Annotated in this window: 19 protein-coding genes and 1 tRNA gene; 11 read left to right on the top strand and 9 right to left on the bottom strand. The window is 70.2% G+C overall.

All coding sequences use genetic code 11. The features are described 5' to 3' along the window. Positions 1–25: 25 nt before the first annotated feature. Both ACFSOX_RS04410 and pap read right to left on the bottom strand, forming a co-directional pair. Positions 26–1,072 carry a patatin-like phospholipase family protein gene (locus ACFSOX_RS04410; RefSeq protein ID WP_378476569.1) on the bottom strand — a complete coding sequence of 349 codons (1,047 nt, stop codon included), beginning with the start codon at positions 1,070–1,072 and terminating at the stop codon, positions 26–28. A 225-nt stretch (positions 1,073–1,297) separates the two neighbouring features. After that, complete coding sequence (pap, locus tag ACFSOX_RS04405) at positions 1,298–2,809, bottom strand: polyphosphate:AMP phosphotransferase (RefSeq protein ID WP_378476568.1); 1,512 nt, start codon at positions 2,807–2,809, stop codon at positions 1,298–1,300. Positions 2,810–3,116: 307 nt separating this feature from the next. Between pap and ACFSOX_RS04400 the strand changes: the two genes are divergently transcribed. From ACFSOX_RS04400 to ilvD, 4 genes are all read left to right on the top strand, one after another. Further along, complete coding sequence (locus ACFSOX_RS04400) at positions 3,117–3,827, top strand: hypothetical protein (protein ID WP_378476567.1); 711 nt, start codon at positions 3,117–3,119, stop codon at positions 3,825–3,827. A 234-nt stretch (positions 3,828–4,061) separates the two neighbouring features. Beyond that, positions 4,062–6,233, top strand: a complete 2,172-nt coding sequence (locus ACFSOX_RS04395; RefSeq protein ID WP_378476566.1) for a CHASE2 domain-containing protein — start codon at positions 4,062–4,064, stop codon at positions 6,231–6,233. A 185-nt stretch (positions 6,234–6,418) separates the two neighbouring features. Continuing rightward, positions 6,419–7,096 carry a methyltransferase family protein gene (locus tag ACFSOX_RS04390; RefSeq protein ID WP_378476565.1) on the top strand — a complete coding sequence of 226 codons (678 nt, stop codon included), beginning with the start codon at positions 6,419–6,421 and terminating at the stop codon, positions 7,094–7,096. A 288-nt stretch (positions 7,097–7,384) separates the two neighbouring features. Then, complete coding sequence (gene ilvD / locus ACFSOX_RS04385; protein ID WP_378476564.1) at positions 7,385–9,238, top strand: dihydroxy-acid dehydratase; 1,854 nt, start codon at positions 7,385–7,387, stop codon at positions 9,236–9,238. A 257-nt stretch (positions 9,239–9,495) separates the two neighbouring features. Here ilvD and ACFSOX_RS04380 read toward each other — a convergent pair whose 3' ends face one another. Then, positions 9,496–10,443, bottom strand: coding sequence for a catechol 2,3-dioxygenase (locus tag ACFSOX_RS04380; RefSeq protein WP_378476563.1), 948 nt, complete (start codon positions 10,441–10,443; stop codon positions 9,496–9,498). A 793-nt stretch (positions 10,444–11,236) separates the two neighbouring features. Between ACFSOX_RS04380 and ACFSOX_RS04375 the strand changes: the two genes are divergently transcribed. After that, positions 11,237–12,499, top strand: coding sequence for a YeeE/YedE family protein (locus ACFSOX_RS04375; RefSeq protein ID WP_378476562.1), 1,263 nt, complete (start codon positions 11,237–11,239; stop codon positions 12,497–12,499). Positions 12,500–12,756: 257 nt separating this feature from the next. Here the strand turns inward: ACFSOX_RS04375 and ACFSOX_RS04370 are convergent, their stop codons facing one another. The 3 genes from ACFSOX_RS04370 to ACFSOX_RS04360 all read right to left on the bottom strand — a co-directional run bounded on the left by ACFSOX_RS04370 (position 12,757) and on the right by ACFSOX_RS04360 (position 16,875). Further along, on the bottom strand, positions 12,757–14,052 hold the full coding sequence (locus ACFSOX_RS04370; RefSeq protein WP_378476561.1) for an MFS transporter: 1,296 nt from the start codon (positions 14,050–14,052) through the stop codon (positions 12,757–12,759). A gap of 124 nt (positions 14,053–14,176) precedes the next feature. Further along, positions 14,177–15,394: a mandelate racemase/muconate lactonizing enzyme family protein gene (locus ACFSOX_RS04365; RefSeq protein WP_378476560.1), complete on the bottom strand. Its 1,218-nt coding sequence runs from the start codon at positions 15,392–15,394 to the stop codon at positions 14,177–14,179. A gap of 62 nt (positions 15,395–15,456) precedes the next feature. After that, positions 15,457–16,875: an MFS transporter gene (locus ACFSOX_RS04360; protein WP_378476559.1), complete on the bottom strand. Its 1,419-nt coding sequence runs from the start codon at positions 16,873–16,875 to the stop codon at positions 15,457–15,459. Positions 16,876–17,152: 277 nt separating this feature from the next. Between ACFSOX_RS04360 and ACFSOX_RS04355 the strand changes: the two genes are divergently transcribed. The 3 genes from ACFSOX_RS04355 (at position 17,153) to ACFSOX_RS04345 (ending at position 22,729) form a co-directional block, all read left to right on the top strand. After that, positions 17,153–17,956 carry an AraC family transcriptional regulator gene (locus tag ACFSOX_RS04355; protein ID WP_378476558.1) on the top strand — a complete coding sequence of 268 codons (804 nt, stop codon included), beginning with the start codon at positions 17,153–17,155 and terminating at the stop codon, positions 17,954–17,956. A 44-nt stretch (positions 17,957–18,000) separates the two neighbouring features. Continuing rightward, the gene (locus ACFSOX_RS04350) at positions 18,001–18,924 is read left to right on the top strand and encodes a glycine/sarcosine/betaine reductase selenoprotein B family protein (protein ID WP_378476557.1); all 924 of its coding nucleotides are present in this window, start codon (positions 18,001–18,003) and stop codon (positions 18,922–18,924) included. A gap of 193 nt (positions 18,925–19,117) precedes the next feature. Next, complete coding sequence (locus ACFSOX_RS04345) at positions 19,118–22,729, top strand: hydantoinase B/oxoprolinase family protein (protein ID WP_378476556.1); 3,612 nt, start codon at positions 19,118–19,120, stop codon at positions 22,727–22,729. 230 nt (positions 22,730–22,959) lie between these two features. Here ACFSOX_RS04345 and ACFSOX_RS04340 read toward each other — a convergent pair whose 3' ends face one another. Continuing rightward, a complete protein-coding gene (locus ACFSOX_RS04340; protein WP_378476555.1) occupies positions 22,960–23,856 on the bottom strand; it encodes an NmrA family NAD(P)-binding protein in 897 nt (298 codons plus the stop codon). Between the two features lie 264 nt (positions 23,857–24,120). Between ACFSOX_RS04340 and ACFSOX_RS04335 the strand changes: the two genes are divergently transcribed. After that, a complete protein-coding gene (locus ACFSOX_RS04335) occupies positions 24,121–24,495 on the top strand; it encodes a winged helix-turn-helix transcriptional regulator (protein WP_378476723.1) in 375 nt (124 codons plus the stop codon). Between the two features lie 75 nt (positions 24,496–24,570). Here the strand turns inward: ACFSOX_RS04335 and ACFSOX_RS04330 are convergent. Beyond that, positions 24,571–24,655: transfer RNA gene (locus ACFSOX_RS04330), tRNA-Leu, on the bottom strand. Between the two features lie 126 nt (positions 24,656–24,781). On the opposite strand from ACFSOX_RS04330, the gene ACFSOX_RS04325 reads away from it, so the two are divergent. Continuing rightward, on the top strand, positions 24,782–25,477 hold the full coding sequence (locus tag ACFSOX_RS04325) for a flavin reductase family protein (RefSeq protein ID WP_378476554.1): 696 nt from the start codon (positions 24,782–24,784) through the stop codon (positions 25,475–25,477). A 22-nt stretch (positions 25,478–25,499) separates the two neighbouring features. Here ACFSOX_RS04325 and ACFSOX_RS04320 read toward each other — a convergent pair whose 3' ends face one another. Next, positions 25,500–26,021, bottom strand: coding sequence for a hypothetical protein (locus ACFSOX_RS04320; RefSeq protein ID WP_378476553.1), 522 nt, complete (start codon positions 26,019–26,021; stop codon positions 25,500–25,502). Between the two features lie 260 nt (positions 26,022–26,281). Here ACFSOX_RS04320 and ACFSOX_RS04315 point away from each other — a divergent pair, with 260 nt between their 5' ends. Further along, positions 26,282–26,575 (top strand): hypothetical protein, encoded by a 294-nt coding sequence (locus ACFSOX_RS04315; protein ID WP_378476552.1) that lies wholly within the window; start codon positions 26,282–26,284, stop codon positions 26,573–26,575. The last annotated feature ends 6 nt before the right edge of the window (positions 26,576–26,581 follow it).

Here is a 26,581-nt window from a genome sequence, read left to right as displayed (position 1 = left end):
TCCGGGACACGGGCACTTGTTCCTCTCACAAGAACAGCCCCGCCACGTCGATCGTCGAGCGCCGTCCGACCGCGTCGAGATTGGTCGCGAGCCAGGCTTTCGCCGCAGCGCGGCCTTCGTCGCGCAGCCGCGTGAGCAGCCCCCAGTCGGGATGGAACTGGGTGACCCCACCCAGCGTCGCCATCACGCTGTCGTCGCCGATCCAGTGCATGTACATGCGGTGGTGCTTCTCGCCGTCGAGCTCGTGGGTGTCGATCAGCTTGGTCACGAAAGCGATCGCCCGCATCTCGCGCATCAGCGACGAGTTGAAGCTGATCTCGTTCATCCGGTGCAGCACGTCGGCGGCGCTGCGCGGCAGCTCCGGCCGCTCGCGGGCGCCGACCTGCACGACGATCACGTCGCGGCAGCCGTCGCGATAGACCAGTGGATAGATCGCCGGGTTGCCGAGGAAGCCGCCGTCCCAGAAATACTCGCCGTCGATCTCGACCGCCTGGAAGTAGGGCGGCAGGCAGCACGAGGCGAGCACGGTCTCGACCGTGATGCGCGGCGTCTCGAAGATCGCGATCTTGCCGGTGCGCACATTTGTGGCGTCGAGATAGAGGCGGATCGCAGCCGCGTCGTTGACGCGGTCGAAGTCGACATGCTCGAGCAACAGCTTGCGCAGCGGGTTGAAGCGGAACGGATTGATCAGGTCGGGCGGCAGGCTGTGGGTGAGCGCATGCACGGCGGCGTGCGAGGGCATGTATTCGGGCGGCAGGCCGAAGGCCTGCGCGAGGCGGTCGACGGCCGACCAGGCGAGCCCGAACACCGCCTCCATGCGTGACACCGCCTGCCAGAAGGCGGCGAGCTTCTCGCGCGCCCGCTCGGGGCCACCGGCCACGAGACCATCGGCGAGCAGCACCGCGTTCATGGCGCCGGCGCTGGTGGCGCTGATCGCCTCGACGGAAAGCCGCCCATCCTCCAGCATGGCGTCGACGACGCCCCACGCATACGCCCCGTGCGCGCCGCCCCCCTGCAGGGCGAGCGCGACGGGCTTTTTCTGGTGATGCCCGGGCGTGACGTCATCGCTCATGACGGCCTCGATATGCTCGAGTCCGCCCCGCACTTCGCTTTACCTCTCCCCAGTGGGGAGCGGTCGGTTCTCGCGCCACAGCGCGAGAACCGGGTGAGGGGGTGCCGAGCTCTCCATCGACGCATACGCCCCTCACCCCGGTCGCGAGCTTCGCTCGCGCCCGACCCTCTCCCCTCGGGAGAGGGTAAGACCCACCAGCCGCCAAGCTCGGAAAGATCACCTCCCCTACCCCTTATTCTTCCGCTTCTTGCCGGTCGTCTCCATCGCGGCCTCGATCGCCTCGCACAGCGTCCTCAGCACCTTGATGCGGGCGTACAGCTTGTTGTTGGCCTCGACGAGAGTCCACGGCGCCGTCGCCGTCGAGGTGCGGTCGACCATGTCGCAGATCGCCGTCTCGTAGCGGTCCCATTTTTCCCGGTTGCGCCAGTCCTCGGGCGTGATCTTGAACCGCTTGAACGCCACCTTCTCCCGCTGCTTGAAGCGCTTAAGCTGCTCGGCCTTGCTGATCGCCAGCCAGAACTTCACGACGACGATGCGATGGCGCACCATCGCCTCCTCGAAGTCGTTGATCTCGCCGTAGGCCCGCATCCAGTCGGCCTCCGCGCAGAAGCCCTCGACCCGCTCGACCAGGACGCGGCCGTACCACGAGCGGTCGAAGATCGCCACCTGGCCGCGCCCGGGCAGGTGCCGCCAGAAGCGCCACAGATAGGGCTGCGCCCGCTCCTCCTCGCTCGGCGCCGCGATCGACACGGTCTGGTAGGAGCGTGCGTCGAGCGCCCCGGTGACGCGCCGGATGGCGCCGCCCTTGCCGGCCGAGTCGTTACCCTCGAACACCGCGACGACCGCCATCTCCTTGAACCGCGGATCGCGCACCAGCGCGTTGAGCCGGCCTTGCAGAACCTCGAGCTCCTTGTCGTAGTCGTCGCGTGTCAGCGGCTGGTCGAGCGCGAGCGCGCTCAGCACCGTCACCTTGTCGGCCGGGGCGAGCAGCGGCGGCGTCTTGTCGGGGAGTTTCTTGACCGGCTTCTCGTCGAGCCGCTCGCGCAAGGCGGCGAGCAGGTGGCGTCCGAAGGTGAGGGCGCGGAAGCGCGGATCGGCGCCCGGGATGACGATCCACGGCGCCTCGCCGGTCGAGGTCTCGCGCAGGAACGGCTCGCTCACGCCGACGAACTCGTCGTACATCTCGTGGAACGTCCATTCGTGCTCGGTGACGCGCCAGCGCGTCGCCTCGTTCTTCTCCAGGGCCTTCAGCCGCTGCTTCTGCTGCTTCTTGGACATGTGGAACCAGTACTTGAGCAGCAGCACGCCCTCGTCGCACAGCATCGTCTCCAGCCGGCGGATGTCGCCGATCGCCTGGGCGAACTCGGCCTCGGTCGTCTCGCCCAGCGCACGGCGGACCATCGGCATCGTGTGCCAGGCGCCGAAGAACACCCCGATCCGCCCTTTCGGCGGCAGCGCCCGCCAGAACCGCCAGGCGTCCGGGCGCTCGCGCTCCTCGTCGGTCGGCTGGAAGAAGGCGCGCACGCCGATATGGCGCGGGTCCATCCACTCGTTCAGCAGATTGACGGTCTCGCCCTTGCCGGCCCCCTCGACGCCGGCGATCAGGATCAGCACGGCGAAGCGGCGCTGCGCGGCGAGGTCGAACTGGGCGTCGAGCAGCGCCTCGCGCAGCTTGGTCTCCTCGCGCTTGAAGACGGCTTTCGGAACGTGATGGGAGAGATCGGCGGATTCGAACATGGCGGGCCACCGTGGTTCGACCGTGGTGTCGGGACGACATGATCACGAAAACGTCTGCGGGCCGGACTGATCCAGATCAAGACCGTATCACGGAACCGATCTAGGCTCGTGTTTCGTTCGAACCGCGTCGGCCGCATCGGCGCGGCGCGAAGGGTTCGGTCGTGGAACGGGCTTTCCTTCCCGGTCGCGACCGGTATAGTCCCGCCCGGGACGGGCCTGCTTGGCGAGGGCCGCGATGATACGGGTCGAGACGAGTTTCCTTCCTGCTCCGGGCGATGCCGCGACCGGACACTGTCGCACGGCTGCGGTGCTCGGGGCTACGCTGGTCGGCGCTGCGCTGGTGTCGGTGCTCGGCCTCGCCGGGCCGGCGGCGGCGCAGAGCGGGACCGGCAAGGGCGTTCCGGTCGCCGTGGTCGAGGAGGTCCGCGGCAAGGCCTCCGGCCTCGAGTTCATGGACTACGTGGAGGCCGGACGGGTCATCAAGCTCGGACCGAAGGACACGATCGTCCTCGGCTACCTGAAGTCCTGCCTGCGCGAGACGATCACGGGCGGCACCGTGGTGGTCGGCGCGGAGCAGAGCAAGGTGCATCTCGGCCAGATCGACAGCGTCAAGGTCGAGTGCGACGCCACCGCCCAGCTCGCCGAGCGGCAGGCGACCGAGAGCGCCGCCACGGTGTTCCGCGGCATGGGGCCGAACAAGGCGACCGGCGGGGGCGCCGGCGGCGAGCCGCCCCGCACCCTCGTGCTGTTCGGCCGCTCGCCCGTGTTCGAGCTGAAGGAGCCCGCGACGCTGACCCTCGAACGGCTCGACAAGGCCGGCGACAAGCAGACCATCGCGGTGACCCAGAGGATGCTCCTGCGCGGCCGCTTCTACGACATGGCCAGGTCCGACAAGTCGCTCGCCGCGGGCGGCAGCTACGTCGCGACGCTCGGCTCCCGCAAGGTCGCCTTCAAGGTCTCGGCCAACGCCAAGCCGGGCGTCACCCCCGCGGTCGGCCGGCTGGTGCGGTTCGAGTGACGTCGACGGCCGAGCCGATGGCATCGTGCTCGGGGCTACCCCCCTCCCCACCCCTCCCCCACAAGGGGGGAGGGGGCCGGCTGCGGCGAGGCGCCGGATCATCACGATGACAGACGCAGTGCGTTCGATCACGAGCGGTCGCCCCCCTTGCGTTCCCTCCCCCCTTGTGGGGGAGGGACAGGGAGGGGGGTGAGCCACGAGCACCACGTTTGCTTTTGGCCGCTCCCGACACTCATGAAACGCTGGCGCAAGCGTGATCTGTTCGCCGTCGCCCTGATCGTGCTCTCCTGCGGGCTGGTCGTCGCGCTGCCGGCGCTCGACCGGGTGTCGGGCATCTCGCTCGACATCCTCACGGCGCTGCGCTGGCACACCTTCGGGCCCCGCCACGACCCGGCGCAGGCGCCGGCCGTCGTCGTCGCCATCGACGAGCAGACGTTCCGCACGCCGCCGCTCGCCGGCTCGCCGACGCTGACCTGGACGCGCGAGATCGGCCGCGTGCTCACCGCCGTGGTGGACGGCGGCGCCGCCGTGATCGGCTTCGACATCGTCTTCCCGACCTCGATCGAGCAGTCGGAGATCCCGCTCGGCGAGGAGCCGCTGGGCAGCCGGCTGCGCGGCTTCGACCGCGACTTTCTGCGCGCGCTCGCGCTCGCCGCCCGCAGCGACAAGGTCGTGCTGGGCGAGGTGCTGCACGGCGAGCGGCCGGTGCGCCCGGCGGCCGGCCAACGCATCGCGGTCGGCCAGCAGAAGAACATCCGCGCGCTGAACACCCATGCGGACGCCGACGACGTGGTGCGCCGGCTGCCGCTGTGGTTCACGGTCGGCGGCAAGCCCCTCCCCTCGATGGCGCTCGAGCTCGCCGCGCGCACGCGCGGCGTCGCACCCGTGCTGGAGCCGGACGGCACCACCCGGCTCGGCGACTATCGCATCCCCAGCGCCGTGGAACGCACCCAGACGCTCGCCTTCGACGGCGGCGCCGACGACGTGCCGACCTACTCGTTCGCCGATCTGCGCGCCTGCGCCGAGAAGGGCGACGCGGCGTTCTTCCGAAAGACCTTCGCCGGCAAGGCGGTGCTGTTCGGCACCCTGCTCGACGTCGAGGACCGCAAGCTCACCTCGAAACGCTTCGCCACCGGCCGCGAGGGCGCCCGCGCCCCACGCTGTGCCCTGCCCGCCCCGGCCGCCGACCGGACCGCGGCGGCGGACGACGCGCCGGTGCGCCGCTCGATCTCCGGCGTCTACATCCATGCGACCGCCGTCAACGACCTCCTGCGCCGTGACGTGCTGCGCGAGCCCGGCCGGCTCGGCGTCACGGCGATCGCGCTCGCGATGGCCGGGCTCGCCGCGACCGGCGCCCTGCTGGTCGGCCCCGGCATCGCGACGCTGCTGACGCTCGGCCTGATCGCGGCGCTGACCGCGACCGGCACGGTCGCGCTCCAGCACGGGCTCGCGCTGCCGCTGGTCGGCCCGGCGCTCGCCGCACTCGCCGCGACGGCCGGGACGATCGGCTGGCGCCTGGTCGCCGCCGACCGCGAGGAGCGGTTCCTGCGCAAGAGCTTCGCGCTCTATCTGGCGCCCCAGGTGATCGACCGCATGCTGGAGGCCGACGAGCCGCCGGCGCTGGGCGGCGAGATGCGCGACGTGACCGTGTTCTTCTCCGACATCGCCGGCTTCTCGTCGATCGCCGAGACGATGACGCCGGCCGCGCTGGTCGCCTGGATGAACGCCTATCTGTCGGAGATGACCGACATCGTCGAAGGCTGCGGCGGCTACGTCGACAAGTATATCGGCGACTCGATCGTCGCGGTGTTCGGCGCGCCGGCCAACGACCCCGACCATGCCCGCAATGCGGTCCTGGCGGCGCTGCGCTGCCGCGAGCGGCTCGCCGTGCTCAACGAGACCGCGGCGTTCCAGGGTCATCACCTCGCCCACCGGATCGGGCTGAACTCCGGCGAGGCGCTGGTCGGCAACATCGGCTCGCGGCGGCGCTTCAACTACACGGTGATGAGCGACGCCGTGAACCTCGCCTCGCGGCTGGAAGGCGCCAACAAGTATTTCGGCACGTCGATCATGGCGTCGGAGACGACGGTCGGGCGCACCGGTGACGCCTTCGCCTGGCGCGAGCTCGACGCGATCCGGGTCAAGGGCCGGGTACAGCCGGTGAAGATCTTCGAGCCGATCGCCGAGGCCGGGCACGTCACGCCGGCCCAGGCCGACTGCGCCGCCGCCTACGCGAGGGGCCTCGCCCGTTTCCGCGCCCGCGACTTCGCCGGCGCCGCCGTGGCCTTCGGCACGATCGCCGCCGTCGACCCGCCCGCCGCCCTGTTCGCCAGCCGCGCCGAGGCGCTGGCGAGGACGCCCCCGGACCCGGACTGGGAGCCGGTGTTCACCCTGGAGGGGAAGTAGGCGCTCGCCACTTTTCACCTCTCCCCGCAAGCGGGGAGAGGCTCGGGCTCCGCGCCCAGAACAGGGCGAACAGGACGAGCCCCGGGCGCACGCCCCGGGCCGCTCCCCGAGACGCCTGGATTGCTCACCCCGGGTGATCACCCGAGGTTCCCCGTCCCCCTGCCCCGTCGTATGGTGCGGCCCGCATGACCGACCTCGCCCGCCGCACCGCCTTCGGCTTTCTGCGCCTCTCCGCGATGATGACCCTGCTGGTGATGGTGCCGGCGGGGTCGCTCGGCTACTGGCCGGGCTGGCTGTTCCTCGTCTCCTCGCTCGGCTCGGCCGGCGTGATCGCGCTCTGGCTGCTCCACGCCGACCCGGCGCTCCTGGAGCGGCGGCTGGAGGTCGGCGCCGCCGCCGAGCGGCAGCCGACCCAGAAGATCATCCAGGCCTTGGCGTCGGTGATCGGCATCGGCCTGATGGTCGTCCCGGGGCTCGACTGGCGGTTCGGCGGGTCGACCATGCCGACCGCGCTCGTCTGGATCGGCAATCTCGGCATCGTCGCCGGCTACGCGCTGTGCTTTCTGGTGTTCCGCGAGAACACCTGGACGTTCGGCACCGTGCAGGTGAGCGAAGGCCAGACCGTGGTGACGACCGGCCCCTACGCGGTGGTGCGCCACCCGATGTATGCGAGCGCCCTCTTTCTCTTCCTGTTCGGCCCGCTGGCCCTCGCCTCCTGGTGGGCCTTCGTGCCGGCCGCCGCCATGGTGCCGGCCGTGATGGCCCGCATCGTCGCCGAGGAGCGGTTCCTCGCCACGCACCTGCCCGGCTACACGGAGTACCAGGCAAAGGTGCGCTGGCGCCTCGTGCCGGGCCTCTGGTAGAGGCTCCCGCGACACCGTTACGCCGCGGCAAGCGGGTTTCCACCCGCCGGCCGACGCGCTAGAACGCCTCCAATCCGGTGCCGGCCGATCCGCTCGGTTGTCGTTCCGGGACGGTGCGGAGCACCGGACCCGGAATCCAGCCACGACTTCCGAAACCGTCGCTGGAGTCCGGGTTCGCGGCTTCGCCGCGCCCCGGAATGACGGCGAAGAGATCATCCGTAACCGATACGGTCCGCACCGCCGGCATCCGGCCGGCCCGAAAGATCACCAAACCGCCCGAGGTTCGACATGCCGCAGTACCGCTCCCGCACGACCACGCACGGCCGCAACATGGCAGGCGCCCGCGGCCTGTGGCGGGCGACCGGCATGACGGACGCCGACTTCGGCAAGCCGATCGTCGCGGTGGTGAACTCCTTCACCCAGTTCGTGCCCGGCCATGTCCACCTGAAGGATCTGGGCCAGCGCGTCGCCCGCGAGATCGAGAAGGCCGGCGGCGTCGCCAAGGAGTTCGACACGATCGCGATCGACGACGGCATCGCCATGGGCCACGATGGCATGCTCTACAGCCTGCCGTCGCGCGAATTGATCGCCGACAGCGTCGAGTACATGGTCAACGCGCACTGCGCCGACGCCATGGTGTGCATCTCCAACTGCGACAAGATCACGCCCGGCATGCTGATGGCGGCGCTGCGGCTGAACATCCCGGCCGTGTTCGTCTCCGGCGGGCCGATGGAGGCCGGCAAGGTGGTGCTCGGCGGCAAGACCAAGGCCGTCGATCTGATCGACGCGATGATCATGGCGGCCGACGACCGCCAGAGCGACGCCGACGTGCAGGTGGTGGAGCGCTCCGCCTGCCCGACCTGCGGCTCGTGCTCGGGCATGTTCACGGCCAACTCGATGAACTGCCTCACCGAGGCGCTCGGCCTGTCGCTGCCCGGCAACGGCACGCTGCTCGCGACCCACGCCGACCGCGAGCGCCTGTTCGTCGAGGCCGGGCATCTGATCGTCGACCTCTGCCATCGTTATTACGAGCAGGACGACGCCGCCGTGCTGCCCCGCAACGTCGCGACCTTCAAGGCGTTCGAGAACGCCATGGCGCTCGACATCGCGATGGGCGGCTCGACCAACACGGTGCTGCACCTGCTCGCCGCCGCCCAGGAGGGCGAGGTGCCGTTCACCATGCAGGACATCGACCGGCTGTCGCGCCGCGTGCCCTGCCTGTGCAAGGTCGCGCCCTCGGTCGCCGACGTGCATGTCGAGGACGTGCACCGCGCCGGCGGCGTGATGGCGATCCTGGGCGAGCTCGACCGCGCCGGCCTGATCGACACCTCGGTCGGCACCGTGCATACCAAGTCGCTCGCCGAGGCGCTCGACCGCTGGGACGTCGCGCGCACCACCTCAGAGACCGTGCACACGCTGTTCCGTGCCGCACCGGGCGGCGTGCCGACCCAGGTCGCGTTCAGCCAGGAGCGGCGCTGGGACACCCTCGACCTCGACCGGCAGGCCGGCGTGATCCGCAGCGCCGCGCACGCCTTCTCCAAGGACGGCGGCCTCGCGGTGCTGTTCGGCAATATCGCGCTCGATGGCTGCATCGTGAAGACGGCGGGCGTCGACGCCTCGATCCTGACCTTCACCGGCAAGGCCAAGGTGTTCGAGAGCCAGGACGCGGCGGTCGAAGGGATTCTCGGCGGCGCCGTGACGCCGGGCGACGTCGTGATCGTCCGCTACGAGGGGCCGCGCGGTGGGCCCGGCATGCAGGAGATGCTGTATCCGACCAGCTATCTGAAGTCGAAGGGGCTCGGCAAGGTCTGCGCACTGGTCACCGACGGGCGCTTCTCGGGCGGCAGCTCGGGCCTCTGCATCGGCCACGTCTCGCCCGAGGCGGCCGAGGGCGGCGCCATCGGCCTGGTCGAGGACGGCGACGCGATCGAGATCGACATCCCGAACCGCAAGATCCATCTCGCCGTGAGCGACGAGGAGCTCGCCCGCCGCCGTGCCGCCATGGAGGCGAAGGGCGACAAGGCGTGGCAGCCGGCCAAGCGCGACCGCAAGGTCTCGGCCGCCCTCCAGGCCTATGCGGCCTTCACCACGAGCGCCGCCCGCGGCGCCGTGCGCGACGTGACGCAGGTCCGGCGCTCGTAAGCGCGACGCTCACGCCCACGCCCCTTGTCACCTCTCCCCGCGTGCGGGGAGAGGTCGACGCGCGGACCGCGCGGCGGGTGAGGGGGCGCTTCCGCGAGTGTCTGCATCGCAAGTCTCAGGGCCAGCTCTCTGCATCGGGGAGAGACCCCCTCACCCGACGTCCGCGCTGAACGCGCGAACGTCGACCTCTCCCCGCAAGCGGGGAGAGGTGGCGATCGCGTGCGCCGAGGGGTGAGAGGTGAGCGGAGGCACCGTCCTCACGCCGGCGGCGTGCCGTGGGTGTGAAAGCTCTCGATCGTCTTGAGGCCCCAGGCCTGGCCCTTCATGCGCTCGGTCTGGGTCCAGGTGACGGTCTGCCAGTCGGGCGCCAGGATCAGGCGCGCGCCCGCGTTGGCGAGCTCGACGCGGTTGCCGGCCGGCTCCCAGACATAGAGGAAGAAGGTCTGCTGGACGGCGTGCTTGTGCGGCCCGGTCTCGATGTGGACGCCGTTCTCCAGGAACACGTCGGCGGCCTGCAGGATGTGCTCGCGCTGGTCGACCGCGTAGGTGACGTGATGAAAGCGCCCCCGCACCCCCGTGGCGTCACGGGTGTAGGCGACGTCGTAGGACTTGTTGTTGACCGTGAACCAGCAGCCGCCGACCGTGCCGTCGTCGAGCACGATCTGCTCGGTGACGCGACTGCCGAGCGCCTTCGGCACGAAGTCGCGGATGGCGGCGACGTCGGTCGCCAGCAGATTGAGGTGATCGAGCCGGCGCGGGGCGATCACCCGGTTGGGCACGCGCTGGGCCTGATTCTTGAGCGCCGGCTTCTCCTCCGGCGGCGGCACGTAGCGCCGCGTCTCGTAATAGATCTCGAAGACGTGGCCGTCGGGATCGTGGAACCGGTAGGCCGGACCGTGGCCGAGATCGCCGTCGCTCCAGCCGATGCCGCAGCCCATCGCCTCGATCGCGGCGACGCGGCGCGCCAGCGCCTGCGGGCTCGCGGCGCGATAGCCGACGTGACGCATGCCGGTGGTCGGCGCCGCGGTGAGCTTGAGGGTGTGGAACTCGTAGTCGTCGAAGGCGCGCAGGAAGACGCTCTCGCCCTCGCGGCCGCTCTCCGAGAGGCCGAGCACGCGGGTGAAGAAGTCGAGACTCTCGTCGGGCTTGTCGGTCAACAGCTCGACATGGCCGAGATGGGCGATGTCGAAGATCGGCTCGTCCATGGGGGATCCTCGAGACGGAACACCGTCCGGCACGGCGCCGGACGTGCCCAAGGATAGGCGCCCGGCCGCCGTCCGCAAATCGCGTCGGTCGGCAGAAGTTCCGAGATCCGAATTACTTCTGCCGCACCGCAACAACGACGATCCGCAGGAATGCGTGTGGTCGCCAGTCGTTGCGGGTGTATCCCGCATCTCCGTGCACCCGGTCGATCGACGTCCGGCGTGTGCGATGATCTGCCCTCGGCTCGGGTCGCGACGCCCCCCGGGGGGCGGCTTTGTTGCGGGCTCAGGATTCGCCGCCGTCATTCCGGGGCGTGGAGCCTGTGCTCGGGCGGCGCGATGCGCGACCCGAGTGCGCCGTCCTGGAATGACCGAGTTCGGCTCACGCCAAAACGTGAAACGGGCGGCCGTGAGACACCTCTCATCGACCGCCCGTAGCGCATCACGCCGCACGCGCCCGCGAAACGAACGGAGCGCCCGGATGACCGTCTAGGCACGTCGCGCGGACTCCACTTTGACCTGGATCATTGAAACGCCTCTTCGGCGGCCGGGCCGGTCGTCTTTTCCCGAACCGGACTCGCCGGACAGTCCAGCCGGGTAGGCCAACCTGCCGCCGTGGATACGCGAGAGTGCCGTCCGCCGCGCCCGCCGCGGGCCGCACCGCCGGGGAATCGTCTTCTCCCGACGAGTGGCGCGACGACAACAGCCTTGTCGCGAATCACCGCTGCGAAACACGCATCTCGTTATTTTTCCCCGCCCGTTGACGGTCCCGACCGGCGACCGCCAACTCGGCCGCATGACCCTGATCGCCGACACCTCGATTCACACCTCGTTCGACACCGCCGCCGCCGCCGCGACACGGCGCGCGACCGGCGACGTCGCTATCGTCGGACGCCGCCGCCAGCCGGCCGTGACGGCGATCGCCGCGACCGTCCTGACGCTCGGCGCCGCCTGGCTGGCCAGCGCCTCGGGCTGGCGCTTCGCCGCGCTGTGGATCGTCGGCGCCCTGCTCGGCGTCGCGCTCTATCACGCCGCCTTCGGCTTCACGCACGGCTTCCGGGTGCTCTTCATCGAGCGCCGCAGCGCCCATGTGCGGGCCCAGATGCTGCTGCTCGGCACCACGGTCCTGCTGTTCTATCCGTTGCTCGCCGCCGGCGGCGTCCTCGGCCAGCCGGTGCGCGGCTTCGTGTTCCCGGCCGGGCTCGAGGTGGCGCTCGGCGCCTTCCTGTTCGGCATCGGCATGCAGCTCGGCGGCGGCTGCGCCTCCGGCACGCTCTACACGGCGGGCGGTGGCTCGACCCGCATGCTGGTGACGCTCGCGAGCTTCGTCGTCGGCGCGACGCTCGCCACCTTCACCTGGGAGCACTGGCACGTGCTGCCGAGCCTGCCGCCGATCGGCGCCGTGCAGACGCTCGGCCTGTGGCCGGCGCTCGCCGGCACGCTCACGATCCTCGGCCTCGTCTGGTGGGGCGCGGCGCGGCTGGAGCGGGCGCGGCACGGCCGTGTCGAGCCGATCCTTCGTCGTCCATCGCGGTCGGACACGGCCTCGCTGCTGCGCGGCCCCTGGCCGTTCGCCGTCGCGGCGCTCGCCATCGCGGTGCTCGAGCTCGCCACCCTGCTGATCGCCGGCCGGCCGTGGGGCATCACCCAGGCCTTCGCGTTGTGGGGCTCGCACGCCGTCGACCGGCTCGGCCTCGACGACCCGACCTTCTGGGCGTTCTGGGAGGAGCCGACGCGGGCCGACGCGCTGTTGCGGCCGCTCTCGGCCGACATCACCACCGTGATGGATGTCGGCCTGATCGTCGGCGCGCTCCTCGCCGCCGGGCTGGCCGGCCGCTTCGCCCCGACGCTGCGGGTGCCGCTGCCGCACGTGCTCGCCGCGATCGTCGGCGGCCTGCTGCTCGGCTTCGGCGCCATCATGGCGACCGGCTGCAACATCAGCGCCTACGTGTCCGGCATCGCCTCGGGCAGCCTGCACGGCTGGCTGTGGATCGTCGCCGCCCTGCCCGGCAACTGGGTCGGCACCAAGCTGCGCCCGCTGTTCCGGCTCGCCGCGTGAGCGGCGCGGGGATCCCGTTGTCGAGTGGATCCGCTCGCCGTCGTCCCGGGGCGCCGCGCAGCGGCGAACCCGGAACGACGGCCACCGTGATCAGGTTGACGACAAGGCCTAGCCGCAAGACGGCCCCCTGAGGAAAACGGCCCGGGCCGCAGCCCGGGCCGCCCGGCGGAGTGCCTTCCGCCGATCGCCGCCGGAGGCCGGCGTTCGCCCCGCCGGCCCCACGAGAGCGACGATGTCCCGCGGACGATGTCGCCGGGTCACCGTCCCTTGATGGTCAGGATCAGCGTCGCGATCCCGCCCACCACGGCACAGCCGACCAGATAATAGAGACCGCCCGCATAAGAGCCCGTCGCCGAGATCAGGAAGCCGATCGCGACCGGCGCCAGCGACGAGAAGCCGTTGCCGAGCCCGTTCATGATGCCGGCCGCCGTCGAGATGCCGCGACTCGGCACGATGTCCTGCATCAGCGTCCAGGCCGCCGGCCCGCCGAGTCCGATCGAGCCGACGCCGAAGGCGAGGAAGATCGCCGCCGTCATGTTGTCCGAGGCGTTGGCGGCGAAATAGATGCCGATGCCGACGCCGACCATGGCGAACAGGATGACGGGCGCGCGCCGCCCCATCATGTCGCACAGGACGCCGGAGACGATCTTGGTGACGACGCCGAGGATCCACGGCAGCGCGGCGAGCGCCCCCATGGCGGCCCAGGAGAAGCCGCGCGCCTCCTTCAGATAGCTCGGCACCCAGGTCATCGAGCCCCAGATCACCGAGGTGTGGACGACGTAGTACACGACCAGCAGCCAGAACTGATAGTCCTTGGCGAAGGACTTGAACTTGCTCCACAGCGTGTCGGTCGCGTCGGCCGGCACGGCGGCCGCCTTGGCGCGCTCGGCCGCGAGGCCGGCCTCGATATGGTCGATCTCGAGCTGGTTGATGCGCTTGTGGTCACGCGGCCTGTCGGCCGTGAAGAACCAGATCGCCGCCAGCGGGACGAGGCCGGCCGTCGCCAGGATGAAGAAGCTCGACCGCCAGCCGGTGAGATGGATGATCGCCGTGAACAACGGCATCGCCACGGCCGGCGCGATCGCCATGCCGGTCTGCCACACGGCGTTGGCCTTGCCGCGCTCGTCCGGCCGGAACCACTCCTTGATGTATTTGCTCTGCATCGGGAAGTGGAGACCCTCGCCGAGCCCCAGGATGACCCGCGAGAACAGCATCAGCATGAAGGTCGGTGCCAGGCCGCCGATGATCAACGAGACGCCCCACATCACGACCGACAAGGCCATGGCCTTGCGGGGCCCCAGAAAGTCGCCGATCGGCGCCAGCACGACGTTGCCGACGCCGTAGGCGATCAGGAACAGCGTCATCAACAGGCCCTTCTGGACGGCCTGCCCGGTGATGCCGAAATAGTCGAGGAATTCCGGATCGACGACCAGGATCGAGACGTTCACCCGGTCGATGTAAGAGAAGAAGACGACGAGCAGCAGGATGCCGGCCAGCACATGGCGCTGATGCGTCGGCCTGGCTGCCTGGTCGATCGCGACCGAAGTCGACATGACGAAGCCCTTCTGTTTCTCGGATACGGGCCGCCACGCGGCGCCGCCTCGACTTCGTGCGGTCGGAACGAGCGGCGCCGGCGGACGATGGTTGCGGCCCGGCGTCGCCGCCGGGCCTTTCTGATCAGCTCATGTACTTCTTGGAGCGGGTCACCGTGACCTTCATGCACTTCTCGATCGTCTCCGGGGTCGGCTCCTGGCCGATGCCCGGCAGGTCCGGCACCTTGTACTTGCCGTTCACCGGCTGATAGTCGTACAGGCAGGTCGCCCGGCTCTCCGGATTGAGCGCCCGCTGATGGTGCTCGTGGATGATGAAGTTCGGGATCACGGCCTCGATCTGCAGGGCCGCGGCCTTGGAGATCGGGCTGCCGCAGACGTGGATCTGCACGGCGCAGTCGTAGGTGTTCGCCATGTCGCAGATCTTCTTCGCCTCGGTGAGGCCGCCGCACAGGCACAGATCCGGCTGGATCACGTCGATCGAGCGGTCCTCGAGGAACGGCCGATAGCCCCAGCGCGTGTAGATGCGCTCGCCGGCGGCGATCGGCATCTTCACCGCCTTCTTGATCTCCAGCATCGAGCGCGAGTTGAGCGGGTGGCACGGCTCCTCGTAGTAGAAGATGCGCAGATCCTCGAGCGCCCGGCCGATCTGGATCGCCGAGACCGTGTCGGTGTTGGCGTGATGCTCGAGGATGATGTCGAGATCCGGTCCGCCGGCCTCGCGCATCGCCGCCATCCGGTCGTAGACGGTGCGGATGACGCGGTTCTCCAAGGGTCCGGTGATCTTCCACGGACCTTTGCCGTCCGGTCGGTCGGAGAAGATGATCGGATCGACCTTGATGCTGTCGTAGCCGTCCGCCATGGCGACGCGCGTCACCTCGGCGTAGTCCTCCGGCGTGATCAGCACCTGCTTGTCGATCTTCGGACCCCAGTTGAACTGGAGCTGACTCGCATAGGTGCGCAGGTCGTCGTTGGTCTTGCCGCCCATCAGCTGCCAGACCGGCATGTCGAAGGCCTTGCCCTTGAGATCCCACAGCGCGATGTCGATGCCGGAGATCGCGGCATTGACGACGGTGCCGCCGCCCATGCCCCAGAAGGTCTTGCGGAAGATGGTCTCCCAGATCTTCTCGATATTGAGCGGATCCTCGCCGATGATCACCTCGGCGAAGTCCTGCACCATGCCGAAGCCGGCGCGCCAGCCCTTGCCGTAGGCGAGGCCGACCTCGCCGAAGCCGCTGATGCCCTCGTCGGTGTTGACCCGCACGATCACGGGCGACCAGTCTCCGCGCGAGGAGCCGGCGTTGCCGCTCGGCATCTGCATGACGTCGACGCTGACGATCTTCATTTTTTGTCCTCCGTCTTGGATCGGGATGGGATGAAAGGGGACCGGTCTTTCGGCGCGGCCCGTCAGGATTTGCTGCGGGGTGCCGCGGCCGGGACGAGCCCCGGCACGGCGGCCGTGGAGGGGCGGCCCGAGGCGGTGCGCGCCGCGGCGAATCCGCCCCGCTCGCGGAAGCGGGTGAAGACGACGAGGCAGAGCGCGAGGCCGACCATCGGGACGGCGAAGGCGCGGCCGTAGAGGGCGACCGGATCGCCGCCGGCGCCGACCAGATCCGGATGGGCGATCACGACGCCGATCACGTACTGATAGAACGCGCCGCCGCACTGCAGGAACATGGTCACGGCCCCGACCGCGGCGCCGGCGTAGCGCGGGTCGAACAGCTCCTTGGAGGCGGCGAAGCAGACCACGAAGGCGCCGCCCGAGAGGCCGTACCAGAAGAACAGCGCGCCGAGCATCCAGCCGCTCAGGTCGCCGGTGAAGAACACCAGCGGCACGTAGGAGAGGAGATGCAGGACGCCGCCGAACAGCAGCACCGGCCGGCGTGCGCCGAACACCTTGTCGGAGAGCCAGCCGGCGAGCGGGCAGCCGATCGTCATGCCGAGCGGGAACAGCATGAGAATGTGGCCCGCTTCCGGCTTGGAGAGGCCGTAGACCGTGTGCAGATAGGGACCGGCCCACAGCGAGCCGACGCCCATGAAGGTGCCGTAGAACGAGAACACCAGGACGCCGATCAGATAAACGCCGGGATTCGAGAACACGGTGGCGACGGCGCGGCGCAGATCGGCGAGCGCCGACCCGCCGCCGGCCGCAGGAGCCGCCCGCTTCGGCGCCGGCGTGCCGCGCCGCGCGTACTCGGCCGGCGTGTCGACGACGACGAACCAGCAGACGACGGCGGCGACCGCGGTGAGCGCGGCGACGATCGTGAACACGTCGCGCCAGCCGATCGCGCCGATCGCCGCGGTGAGCGGCGCGGTCGACAGGAGCGCGCCGATGTTGCCGAAGGCGAGCAGCAGGCCCGAATAGGTGGCGAGCTCGTCCGGCCCGTACCAGTCGGAGAAGATACGCAGCGCCGCGACGTAGACGACGCTGACGCCGAGGCCGATGACGAAGCGGCTCGCCGCCAGCGTGCCGATGCCGGAGCCGAACGCGAAGGCGAGGCCGGCGAGCGCCGCGATCAGCACGAACACGGCCATGGTGCGGCGCGCGCCCCAGCCGTCGGACAACAGGCCCGACGGGAACACGGCGGCCGCATAGGCCCAGAAATACATCGACGCCATCAGGCCGAGTTGCGCCGGATCGAGCCCGAGCTCGCCGGCGATCACCGGGCCGACCACCACGGGGGCGGCACGATGGAAATAGGAGATCACGTAGGTGAACGCGACGACGACGAAGATCAGCGCCCGCCGGCGCCGGATCGGCGTCTCCGGCAATGCTGCCCCGCGTGCATCGCAGGTCGGTTCGGCGGTGGTGGATCGGCGGCTCATACGGAATGCTTGCGAATTTGGTGCGGCCGACTCCGGAGGAGGTGCACCGCATAAGGAGAGTTACGGAGAGCGCGAGGGTCGTGAGGAGGCGGGGCTACATTCCGACGGTCCTGCTGATCGTCTCGCCGACGGCGCCGGCGATACGTGGTAGCGCGATCCGTAGCAGGGTAGCGTTGAGGACGCGGCGCGCCTTCGATATCAGGACGAAGACTATCGACGACCTGCCAATCTCGACGACCGGCCATTCTTCGCGATCAGACAGCCGCTCCGATCCGCCATGACGATCAGAACCGACGACTGGATTCATCTCCAGGTGCCCGAGCTCGACGGGCTGCCGCGCCCCATCATCGTGCGCTCGCAGCATCTGCCGAAGCGTCATCTGTTCCCGCGGCATTCGCATCGCTGGAATCAGTTCCTCTACGCGACGTCGGGCACGATGTTCGCCGCGATCGAGAACACCTGGTACGTGATCTCGCCGGAGCAGGCCTATTGGGTGCCGACCGGCGTCGTCCACATGACCGGCGCGCTGCAGGACGCCGAGTTCCGCAGCCTCTACATCCGCGACGACGTCGCCGCGAGGCTGCCGCGCGAGAGCATCGTGTTCTCGGTGACGCCGCTGATGCGCGCCCTGATCGTCGAGCTCACCGAGCTCGGCCGGACCGGCGAGCAGAGTGATTACGTCGAGCGCGTCGAGCGTCTGATTCTCGATCAGATCGTGCGGCTGCCGGGCGAGAGCTTCCACCTGCCCTGGCCGCAGAGCCCGATGCTCCTGAGAATGTGCCAGGAGCTGTTCGACAATCCGTCCGACGAGCGCGACATCGCGGCGTGGGGCCGCGAGCTCGGCGCCTCGCCGCGCACGCTGCATCGCCGCTTCGAGCGCGAGGTCGGCATCGGCCTGCGCGAATGGCGCAACCGGCTGCGCGTCTTCCGCGCCATCGATCTGCTCGGCGCCAGCGACAACATCACCGAGATCGCGCTCGAGCTCGGCTACAGCACGCCCTCCGCGTTCACCTACATGTTCCGCCAACGGATGGGTTGCGCGCCGAGCGAATGGCGTCGCACAATCCGCGCGACGCAGTAGCGCCGGCGCCTCCGCGGGCGGCGCCGCGTCGCCCGCGAGGCACGATGACCGAAGGTTCGCTGGACGCTCAGATCGACGCGCCGATCCCCTATATGGCGCGCACCCGCGCCTATTATCTCGCCCTCGGCTACGACACGCCCTATGTCTGGGCGCAGCACGACGACGTGCCGTTCACGCCGCTCTCGCAGCCGCTGGCGCAATCGCGCGTCGCGCTGGTGACGACCGCCGCGCCCTATCAGCCCGACAAGGGGCCGCAGGGGCCGGGCGCGCCCTACAATGCGGCGGCGAAGTTCTACACCGTCTACTCGGGCGACAGCGCGGTCGATCACGACCTGCGCATCGCCCATGTCGGCATCGATCGCCGTCACACCAGCATGGAAGACTCCGGAACCTGGTTCCCGCTGCCGCTGCTGCGCGCCGCCGCGGCGGAGGGGCGGCTGCGCCTCGCCCCGCGCTTCCACGGCTTCCCGACCAATCGCAGCCATCGCCAGACGACCGAGGTCGACGCACCGGAGCTGTTCGAACGCTGCTTCGCCGACCGGGTCGACGCCGTGATCCTGGTCGCCAACTGCCCGGTGTGCCACCAGTGCCTGTCGCTCGCCGCGCGCCTTCTGGAGGAGAACGGCATCCCGACCGTGGTGATGGGCTGCGCCCGCGACATCGTCGAGCACTGCGGCGTGCCGCGCTTCGTGTTCAGTGATTTCCCGCTCGGCAACGCGGCCGGCCGGCCGCACGACCCGGACTCGCAGCGGCTGACGCTGGACCTCGCCCTCGACCTGCTGGCGACCGCCACCGCGCCGCGCACCACCGTGGTGTCGCCGCTGCGCTGGAGCGACGACCCCGCCTGGAAGCGCGACTACGCGAATCCGGACCTGCTCGCGCCCGGAGAGCTGGCGCGGCTGCGCGCCGAGGCCGAGGCCGCCCGCCTCGCCGCCCGCGACATCCGCATCGCCGAGACGACGCGCTGACCCGGCGGCCGCGGGGCCGCCGACAGCCGCTCGGCAAGGCATCGTTTCGGCACGGCGCTTGCTCGTCCGCGATGTGCCCGGCAGCACGTCGTGGTGGGCGGCGTGCATGGATCATCACGGCGTCGACGACCGGCGGCGCGGCGACGCCGTCACGCGCACGAGCGTTCGGAAGCAGGTTGCAAAGAGAGTTTCGATGAGTTGGGATTTCTGGATCGACCGCGGCGGCACGTTCACGGACGTGATCGGCCGCGACCCGGCGGGCGCGCTTCACGCGGTAAAACTCCTCTCCGAAAACCCCGGCGTGTATCGCGACGCCGCGGTGGCCGGGATCCGCAAGCTCCTGGGGCTCGGGTCCGACGCGCCGATTCCGACCGGGGCGATCGGCGAGGTGCGCATGGGCACCACGGTCGCCACCAACGCGCTTCTGGAGCGCAAGGGCGAGCGCACCGTCTTCGTCACCACGCGCGGCCTCGCCGACGTGCTGGAGATCGGCTACCAGGATCGCCGAAACATCTTCGCCAAGCGGATCACGAAGCCCGATCAGCTCTACGAGCGAGTGATCGAGGCGGACGAGCGCGTGCTCGCCGACGGCACCGTGGAGCGCCCGCTCGACGAGGATCTCGCGCACCGCGATCTCCAGGCCGCCTATGACGCCGGCATCCGGGCCGTCGCCATCGCGCTGATCCACGGCTTCCGGTTTCAGGACCACGAAAAGACACTCGCACGCATCGCGCGGGACATCGGCTTCACCCAGATCTCGGTGAGCCATCAGGTCTCGCCGTTGATCAAGCTGGTCGGGCGCGGCGACACCACGGTGGTCGACGCCTATCTGTCGCCGATCCTGCGCCGCTACGTGGCGCAGGTGTCGGAGGAGCTCGACGTCGCGCGCACCGGCGCCCGGGTGATGTTCATGACCTCGGCCGGCGGCCTCACCGGCGCCGGCCTGTTCCAGGGCCGCGACGCGATTCTGTCCGGTCCCGCCGGCGGCGTGGTCGGCATGGCGGCGACCGGCGAGGCGGCCGGCTTCGACGCCGTGATCGGCTTCGACATGGGCGGCACCTCGACCGACGTCGCGCATTTCGACGGCACGTTCGAGCGCGCCTTCGAGACCGAGATCGCCGGCGTGCGGCTGCGCGCCCCTATGATGCTGATCCACACGGTCGCAGCGGGCGGCGGCTCGATCCTGCATTTCGACGGCGCCCGCTTCCGGGTCGGCCCCGACTCGGCCGGTGCCGTGCCGGGCCCGGCGAGCTACCGCCGCGGCGGCCCGCTCACCGTCACGGACGCCAACCTGATGGTCGGCAAGCTGGTGCCCGAGTTCTTCCCGGCGATCTTCGGCCCTGATCAGGACCAGCCGCTCGACGCCGAGGTGGTTCGTGAGAAATTCGCCACGCTCGCCGCGCAAGTCGGTGACGGGAGAAGCGCCGAGGAGGTCGCCGACGGGTTCCTGAAGATCGCCGTCGCCAACATGGCCGAGGCGGTGAAGAAGATCTCGGTGCAGCGCGGCTACGACGTCACGACCTACGCGCTCAACTGCTTCGGCGGCGCCGGCGGCCAGCACGCCTGCCTGGTCGCCGATGCGCTCGGCATGGACAGCGTGCTCGTGCATCCGCTCTCCGGGCTTCTCTCGGCTTACGGCATGGGGCTCGCGAGCATCCGGGCGACACGCTTCGAGAGCATGGGCGCGCCGCTCGACGGCGCCGCCGCCGCGCTGCGCGCGGCGCGTGAGAAACTCGGCCGCGCGTGCCTGGACGAGCTCGCCGGCCAGGGTGTCGCGGCGGCGGACGCGAGCGTCGCCGTGACGGCGCATGTCCGCTACGAAGGCACCGACACGACGCTCGACATCCCGGTGCCGTTCGACGGCGACACCCTGCCGCCGGCTGCGCTCGAGCAGATCGGCGAAAGTTTCCTGACGCAGCACGCGACCCGCTTCGGCTTCGTCGATCGCGAGAAGACCCTGGTCGTCGATGCCGTCTCGGTGGAGGCGGTCGGCGGCGCCGCGCCGCAGAGCGAGGCGACGCTCGCCGAAGCGCGGCACGAGCCGCCCACCCCGCACACGACCGGCCGCTTCTTCTCGGGCGGCGTCTGGCACGACGCCGGCATTTTTCTACGCACGCAACTGCTGCCCGGCGACGCCGTCACGGGTCCGGCGATCGTCATCGAGCCGAATCAGACCATCGTGATCGAGCCCGGCTGGCAGGCCCGCCTCACCGGGCACGATCATCTGGTGCTGCGGCGCGTGGTCGCGCGTCCGCAGCGCGAGGCGGTCGGCACCAGGGCCGACCCGGTGATGCTCGAGATCTTCAACAACCTGTTCATGTCGATCGCCGAGCAGATGGGTGTCGCGCTGCGGAACACCGCCTATTCGGTGAACATCAAGGAGCGGCTCGACTTCTCCTGCGCCGTGTTCGACGCCGCGGGCGCCCTGGTCGCCAACGCGCCGCACATGCCCGTGCATCTCGGCTCGATGGACCGCTCGGTCGAGACCGTGATCGCGCAGAACGACGTGATCAGGCCGGGCGACGTGTTCGCCCTCAACGCGCCCTACAACGGCGGCACCCATCTGCCCGACATCACGGTCTGCACGCCGGTGTTCGACCCGACGGGCGAGCAGATTCTCTTCTGGGTGGCGAGCCGCGGTCACCACGCCGACGTCGGCGGCATCGCGCCCGGCTCGATGAGTCCCAAGGGTACGACGATCGAGCAGGAGGGCGTCTACATCGACAACTTCAAGCTGGTCGATCGCGGCCGGCTGCGCGAGACGGAGCTGATCGCGCTCCTCGGCGGCGGACCCTACCCGGTCCGCAACGTGGTGCAGAACGTCAACGACCTGAAGGCCCAGATCGCCGCGAACCAGCGCGGCGGCGCGGAGCTGAACAAGATGATCGCCCATTTCGGGCTCGACGTCGTCCAGGCCTACATGGGCCACGTTCAGGACAACGCCGCCGAGAGCGTGCGCCGCGTGATCGACCGCCTCTCCGCCGGCAGCTTCGCCTACGAGATGGACGACGGCTCGGTGATCCGCGTCGCCATCACGGTCGACAAGGAGAAGCGCGAGGCGACCGTCGACTTCACCGGCACGCAGGCGCAGCGGCCCGACAACTTCAACGCGCCCGCGCCGGTGACGCGCGCGGCCGTGCTCTACGTGTTCCGCGTGATGGTCGACGCCGACATCCCGATGAACGCCGGCTGCCTGCGCCCGGTCCGGCTGATCGTGCCGGCAGGCTCGATGCTGTCGCCCGTCTATCCGGCCGCCGTCGTCGCCGGCAACGTGGAGGTGAGCCAGGCCGTCACCAACTGCCTGTTCGGCGCGCTCGGCGCGCTCGCGGCCGCGCAGGGGACGATGAACAATCTCACCTTCGGCGACGATCGTTATCAGTACTACGAGACGATCTGCTCGGGCTCGCCGGCCGGGCCGGGCTTCGATGGCGCCGCGGCCGTCCACACCCACATGACCAATTCGCGCCTCACCGATCCGGAGATCCTGGAGACGCGCTTTCCCGTAGTGCTGGAGGAGTTTTCCGTCCGCCGCGGCTCGGGCGGGAAGGGCCGCTGGAACGCCGGTGACGGCACGCGGCGCACGATCCGGTTCCGCGAGGCGATGGAGTGCGCGCTGCTCTCCGGCCACCGTCGGGTGCCGCCCTTCGGCCTCGCCGGCGGCCTGCCGGGCGAGACGGGCAAGAACCTCGTCCGCCGCAACGACGGCACGCTGGAGGAGCTGCCCGGCGCCGCCTCGACCATTCTCGAGGCGGGCGAGGCCATCACCGTGATCACGCCGACCGGCGGCGGCTACGGGATGGGGTGAATCGGACAAAGTGAGAGACTCCGGCTGCGGCTATGGGCGAACCGCCTCGCGCCTCATGGTGAGGAGCGCTCCGCAGGAGCGCGTCTCGAACCATGCGGCCACGAGGCCGATCTCGTCGATCGCCTCGTCGAGCAGCCGGGAGCGGAGAGCCGCCCCGCCCTTCGCGGCTCGCCTTCGGCGAGCACCTCAGGACGAGGGCGGAGGCGGCGGCAGCGCGGCGGTTCGTCTGCTCAATGCCCGCCGGTCAGCATCGCCTTGTTCTCGGCGAGCCAGGCGTCGAAGCTCTGCGGCCGGCGGCCCGTGATCGTCTGATAATCGTCCGTCACGTCGGCGAAGCGGCCGGCCGCGGCGGCCGCGTCGAACGAGGCGAACACGCGGGCGATCGGCTCCGGCATGCCGTGCGCCACCATGCCGGCGATCAGCGCGTCGATCGTCACCGGCACCACGGCGAGCGGCTTGCCGAGCGCCGCACTCACCTTCGCGGCGATCTCGTCGCGCGTCAGCGCCTCGGCGCCGGACAGCGTCCAGGTATGGCGCCCCGTCTCCGTGCCGGCCAGCACGGTCGCGGCCGCGCGGGCGAGGTCGTCGCGGGCGATGTCGGCATAGCCGCCGGCACCGGCGGCCGAGTACCAGTGCCCCGACGCGAGCGCGGCCGGCAGCGCATGGGCGAGGTTCTCGAAGTACCAGTGATTGCGCAGCACCGTGAAGCCGGGCAGCCGGCTCGCCGCCAGCGCAGCTTCCGTGCCGAGATGATCCGGCGCGAACAGGATCGGCGAGTTCTCCGGCAGCGGCATCGACGTGTAGACGACGTGGCGCACGCCGGCCCGCTCGGCCGCCGCGACGGCGGCCTCGTGCTGGGCGAGCCGCACCCCGGGACGATCGAGCGTGTCGGTCGAGATCAGCAGCACCCGGTCGACACCGGCGAAAGCCTTGTCCAGTGACGCCGCGTCGTCGAAGTCGGCGGCCCGCACCGTGACGCCTTCGGCGGCGTAGTCGGCGAGCACCGCGGGCTTGCGGGTCGTCGCGACGATGCGGCCGGCCGGCACGTTCAGGGTGTCGAGGAGATGGTGAAGGACGCGGCGGCCGAGATGGCCGGAGGCGCCGGTGACGAGAAGGGTGTCGGACACGGGGAAGGCTCCTGAGCGGGGATCGGACAGGCCGATGTGAAAGCTGGTCTCGTCTAAAGACCTGCTCTATATTGGAGCCCGACACCACCGGTAAAGACGGCAGCTTTTCGTCACCTGGTCACCCGCAGGGAACCACCCCACCAGGAACCGTCCACGAGAACCACCCGGGAGGAGCCCCCCATGGCTCGCCGCACCACCGCCCCGCCCCCCGACTGTCCCGTCGCCCCGGCGCGCAGCGCCGCGGTCGACACGCTCGTGCGCATCATGGCCGGCTTCAAGGGGCTCGACTTCGACGCCGCCAACTGTCCCGTGCGTGACGTGCTCGACCACCTCGCCGGCAAGTGGACGACGCTGTTGCTGATCCTGCTGGCCGAGCGGCCGCACCGCTTCGGCGAGCTGCGCCGCGGCCTGCCCGACATCTCGCAGCGGATGCTGACCCAGAGCCTGCGCGACCTGCAGCGCGACGGGCTGGTGAGCCGCCACGTCCACCCGACGGTGCCGCCGAGCGTCGAGTATCGCCTCACCCCGCTCGGCGAGTCGCTGCTGGCGCCGCTCGCGGCGCTGATCGGGTGGGCCGCCGACAACCACGCCGCGATCCGCACGGCCCGTGCCGCCTTCGCGGGCGCCGCGGCGGCATGAGGCGCCACGCGCGACACGGCGGCATCCGCGGCGTGCCGAAGGCCTTTCGAGGGGGGCTGTCAGGCAGGACAGTCGTGGTGCCGGTGGTCGGGATCGAACCGACACTCCTCGCGGAACACGATTTTGAGTCGTGCGCGTCTACCAGTTCCGCCACACCGGCGCGGCGCGGACTATAGCGGCGCGCGACGCCGCCGCCAACCGGCGACGCGGCATCCACGGCCGGGGTCGGCTATGATGACGGCGCCGCCGGAGTCGCTGCTCCGCCGTGCCGCCCCGGAGCCCGCCGATGCACGCCCGCAAACCTGTCCGCAAACCTGTCCGCAAGCCCGCCCGCAAGCCAGCCTCGACGGTCGCCTCGAAGCCCGCCGCGGCATCCGCCCGCGCCACCGCGACAGCGCGCCCCGTGGCGCCGCGACCGCGCCCGGTGAAGAAGGTCGACTTTCCGGTCGAGGACGTCCGCCGCTTCCTGGAGCCGGGGCCGATCGTGCTGGTCTCGTCGTGCTTCGAGGGCGAGACCGACATTATGACGCTCGGCTGGCACATGGTGATGGGCTTCGAGCCGTCGCTGGTCGGCTGCTACATCTGGAACGCCAACCACTCGTTCGGCCTGATCCGCCGCAGCAAGGTCTGCGTCATCAACGTGCCGACCGTCGACCTTGCCGAGACCGTGGTCGACATCGGCAACTGCTCGGGCCGCGACACCGACAAGTTCGAGACGTTCGGGCTGACGCCGCTGCCCGGCGTGATGGTGTCGGCGCCGCTGATCGCGGAGTGCGTCGCGAGCTTCGAGTGCCGGCTCGCCGACGCGAGCCTGATCGACCGCCTCGGCCTGTTCGTCTTCGAAGTGGTGAAGGCGCATGCCGCGCCCACCGCGATCCGGACGGCGCCGAAGACCCTGCATTATCGCGGCGACGGCGAATTCATGATCGCCGGCGAGACGACCCGCAAATGGCGCCGCCGCTTCCGGCCCGAGATGCTGTGAGCCGCGCGACCGGCCCCCGACCTCACCGCCGCTTGAGCGTGTAGATCACGTCGTCCCAGGCGAACAGCGCGGTGTTGCGGTCGCGGAAGTGGTAGGTGAAGTAACCGCCGGCGCAGTCGACGTCGACGCTCGGCACGTCGGCGCCGGCCTTGGTCAGGCCGAGTTCGCGGGCGATGCGATCTTGGCTGCCGTCGGGCAGCAGGCCGCGGAACAGCGCGTCGGTCGGATAGGTGCCGACCTGGTACATGGCGCGCTTGCAGGCGAGGCCCTGGTTGGTCGAGGCGATCGAGCCGGGCTCGAACGTCACCTCGGTCGCGACCAGCTTGCGGGCGTGCTCGACAAGCGTGTTGCGCTCCTTGCTGCGCACCCACGGCGCCGGCGCCGCCTCGACGATCGACCACTTGCCGATCAGCCCGTTCCGCTCGGCCGTGCCGGTCCTGTCGACCTTCTCGGTCTTGCCGGCCTTCTCGGCCGCCTGGATCTGGAGCGCACCGCCTGCACAGAGCACGAGCGCCGTCACGCACGTCAGCGTCCAGGTTCTCATCTGCTCCGGCTCCCCCCAGTCGTCAGTCCACCCGTGGAAGAAAAGCCAAAGCGCGGCAAAATTACGAACGCGCCGCGGCGGGGCGACCCGCGCCGGCGCCATGAATCCTGTGACGAGCGCCGACCGACCCGAGGTCGTTAACCCGCCGTTAAGAGGATGCCTCGCCTTTGCCCGATCGGGGCCGAATGCCCGCCCCGATGTCCCGGTACGAGGCTCCCGCGGCCCGACCGCGACGCACAACCGATCGTACCGGCAGTTCCATGACCCCGCCCACCCTCGCCCGCTGCGGCTTCGACGTGACCCGCGCATCCCGCTTTCCGCGCTTTCGCGCCGCCGTGCTGGCCGAGCTCGTCGCCAGCGCCGCGCTGGCCCTGTCGATCGTCGTGCTGATCACGATAGTCGGGCTGCAGATCGTCGAGGCGGCACCGCTCCAACCGCAACCGTCCGAGCGCGGGCTGCCGATCGCCGGGCTGGTGAGCTTCGGGCTCGTGGCGCTCGGCGGCCTCACGGTGCTGATCGCCGGCCGCGGCCGCGCACTGCACCCGCGCGAGTGACGGCGC

The sequence above is a fragment of the Rhodoplanes azumiensis genome, from assembly GCF_042682915.1.
GTDB lineage: Bacteria > Pseudomonadota > Alphaproteobacteria > Rhizobiales > Xanthobacteraceae > Rhodoplanes > Rhodoplanes azumiensis.
The sequence above is the reverse complement of the archived record's forward strand: the minus strand, read 5'-3'. Positions and strand labels throughout refer to the sequence as shown.

Excerpts from the sequence above, each read along its gene's own strand:
- ACFSOX_RS04390 (WP_378476565.1), top strand. The coding sequence starts at position 6,419 with ATGACCGACCTCGCCCGCCGCACCGCCTTCGGCTTTCTGCGCCTCTCC.
- ACFSOX_RS04345 (WP_378476556.1), top strand. The coding sequence starts at position 19,118 with ATGAGTTGGGATTTCTGGATCGACCGCGGCGGCACGTTCACGGACGTG.
- ACFSOX_RS04320 (WP_378476553.1), bottom strand. The coding sequence starts at position 26,021 with ATGAGAACCTGGACGCTGACGTGCGTGACGGCGCTCGTGCTCTGTGCA.
- ACFSOX_RS04325 (WP_378476554.1), top strand. The coding sequence starts at position 24,782 with ATGCACGCCCGCAAACCTGTCCGCAAACCTGTCCGCAAGCCCGCCCGC.
- ilvD (WP_378476564.1), top strand. The coding sequence starts at position 7,385 with ATGCCGCAGTACCGCTCCCGCACGACCACGCACGGCCGCAACATGGCA.
- ACFSOX_RS04395 (WP_378476566.1), top strand. The coding sequence starts at position 4,062 with ATGAAACGCTGGCGCAAGCGTGATCTGTTCGCCGTCGCCCTGATCGTG.
- ACFSOX_RS04410 (WP_378476569.1), bottom strand. The coding sequence starts at position 1,072 with ATGAGCGATGACGTCACGCCCGGGCATCACCAGAAAAAGCCCGTCGCG.
- ACFSOX_RS04380 (WP_378476563.1), bottom strand. The coding sequence starts at position 10,443 with ATGGACGAGCCGATCTTCGACATCGCCCATCTCGGCCATGTCGAGCTG.
- ACFSOX_RS04335 (WP_378476723.1), top strand. The coding sequence starts at position 24,121 with ATGGCCGGCTTCAAGGGGCTCGACTTCGACGCCGCCAACTGTCCCGTG.
- ACFSOX_RS04350 (WP_378476557.1), top strand. The coding sequence starts at position 18,001 with ATGACCGAAGGTTCGCTGGACGCTCAGATCGACGCGCCGATCCCCTAT.
- ACFSOX_RS04355 (WP_378476558.1), top strand. The coding sequence starts at position 17,153 with ATGACGATCAGAACCGACGACTGGATTCATCTCCAGGTGCCCGAGCTC.
- ACFSOX_RS04375 (WP_378476562.1), top strand. The coding sequence starts at position 11,237 with ATGACCCTGATCGCCGACACCTCGATTCACACCTCGTTCGACACCGCC.
- ACFSOX_RS04315 (WP_378476552.1), top strand. The coding sequence starts at position 26,282 with ATGACCCCGCCCACCCTCGCCCGCTGCGGCTTCGACGTGACCCGCGCA.
- pap (WP_378476568.1), bottom strand. The coding sequence starts at position 2,809 with ATGTTCGAATCCGCCGATCTCTCCCATCACGTTCCGAAAGCCGTCTTC.
- ACFSOX_RS04370 (WP_378476561.1), bottom strand. The coding sequence starts at position 14,052 with ATGTCGACTTCGGTCGCGATCGACCAGGCAGCCAGGCCGACGCATCAG.
- ACFSOX_RS04365 (WP_378476560.1), bottom strand. The coding sequence starts at position 15,394 with ATGAAGATCGTCAGCGTCGACGTCATGCAGATGCCGAGCGGCAACGCC.
- ACFSOX_RS04360 (WP_378476559.1), bottom strand. The coding sequence starts at position 16,875 with ATGAGCCGCCGATCCACCACCGCCGAACCGACCTGCGATGCACGCGGG.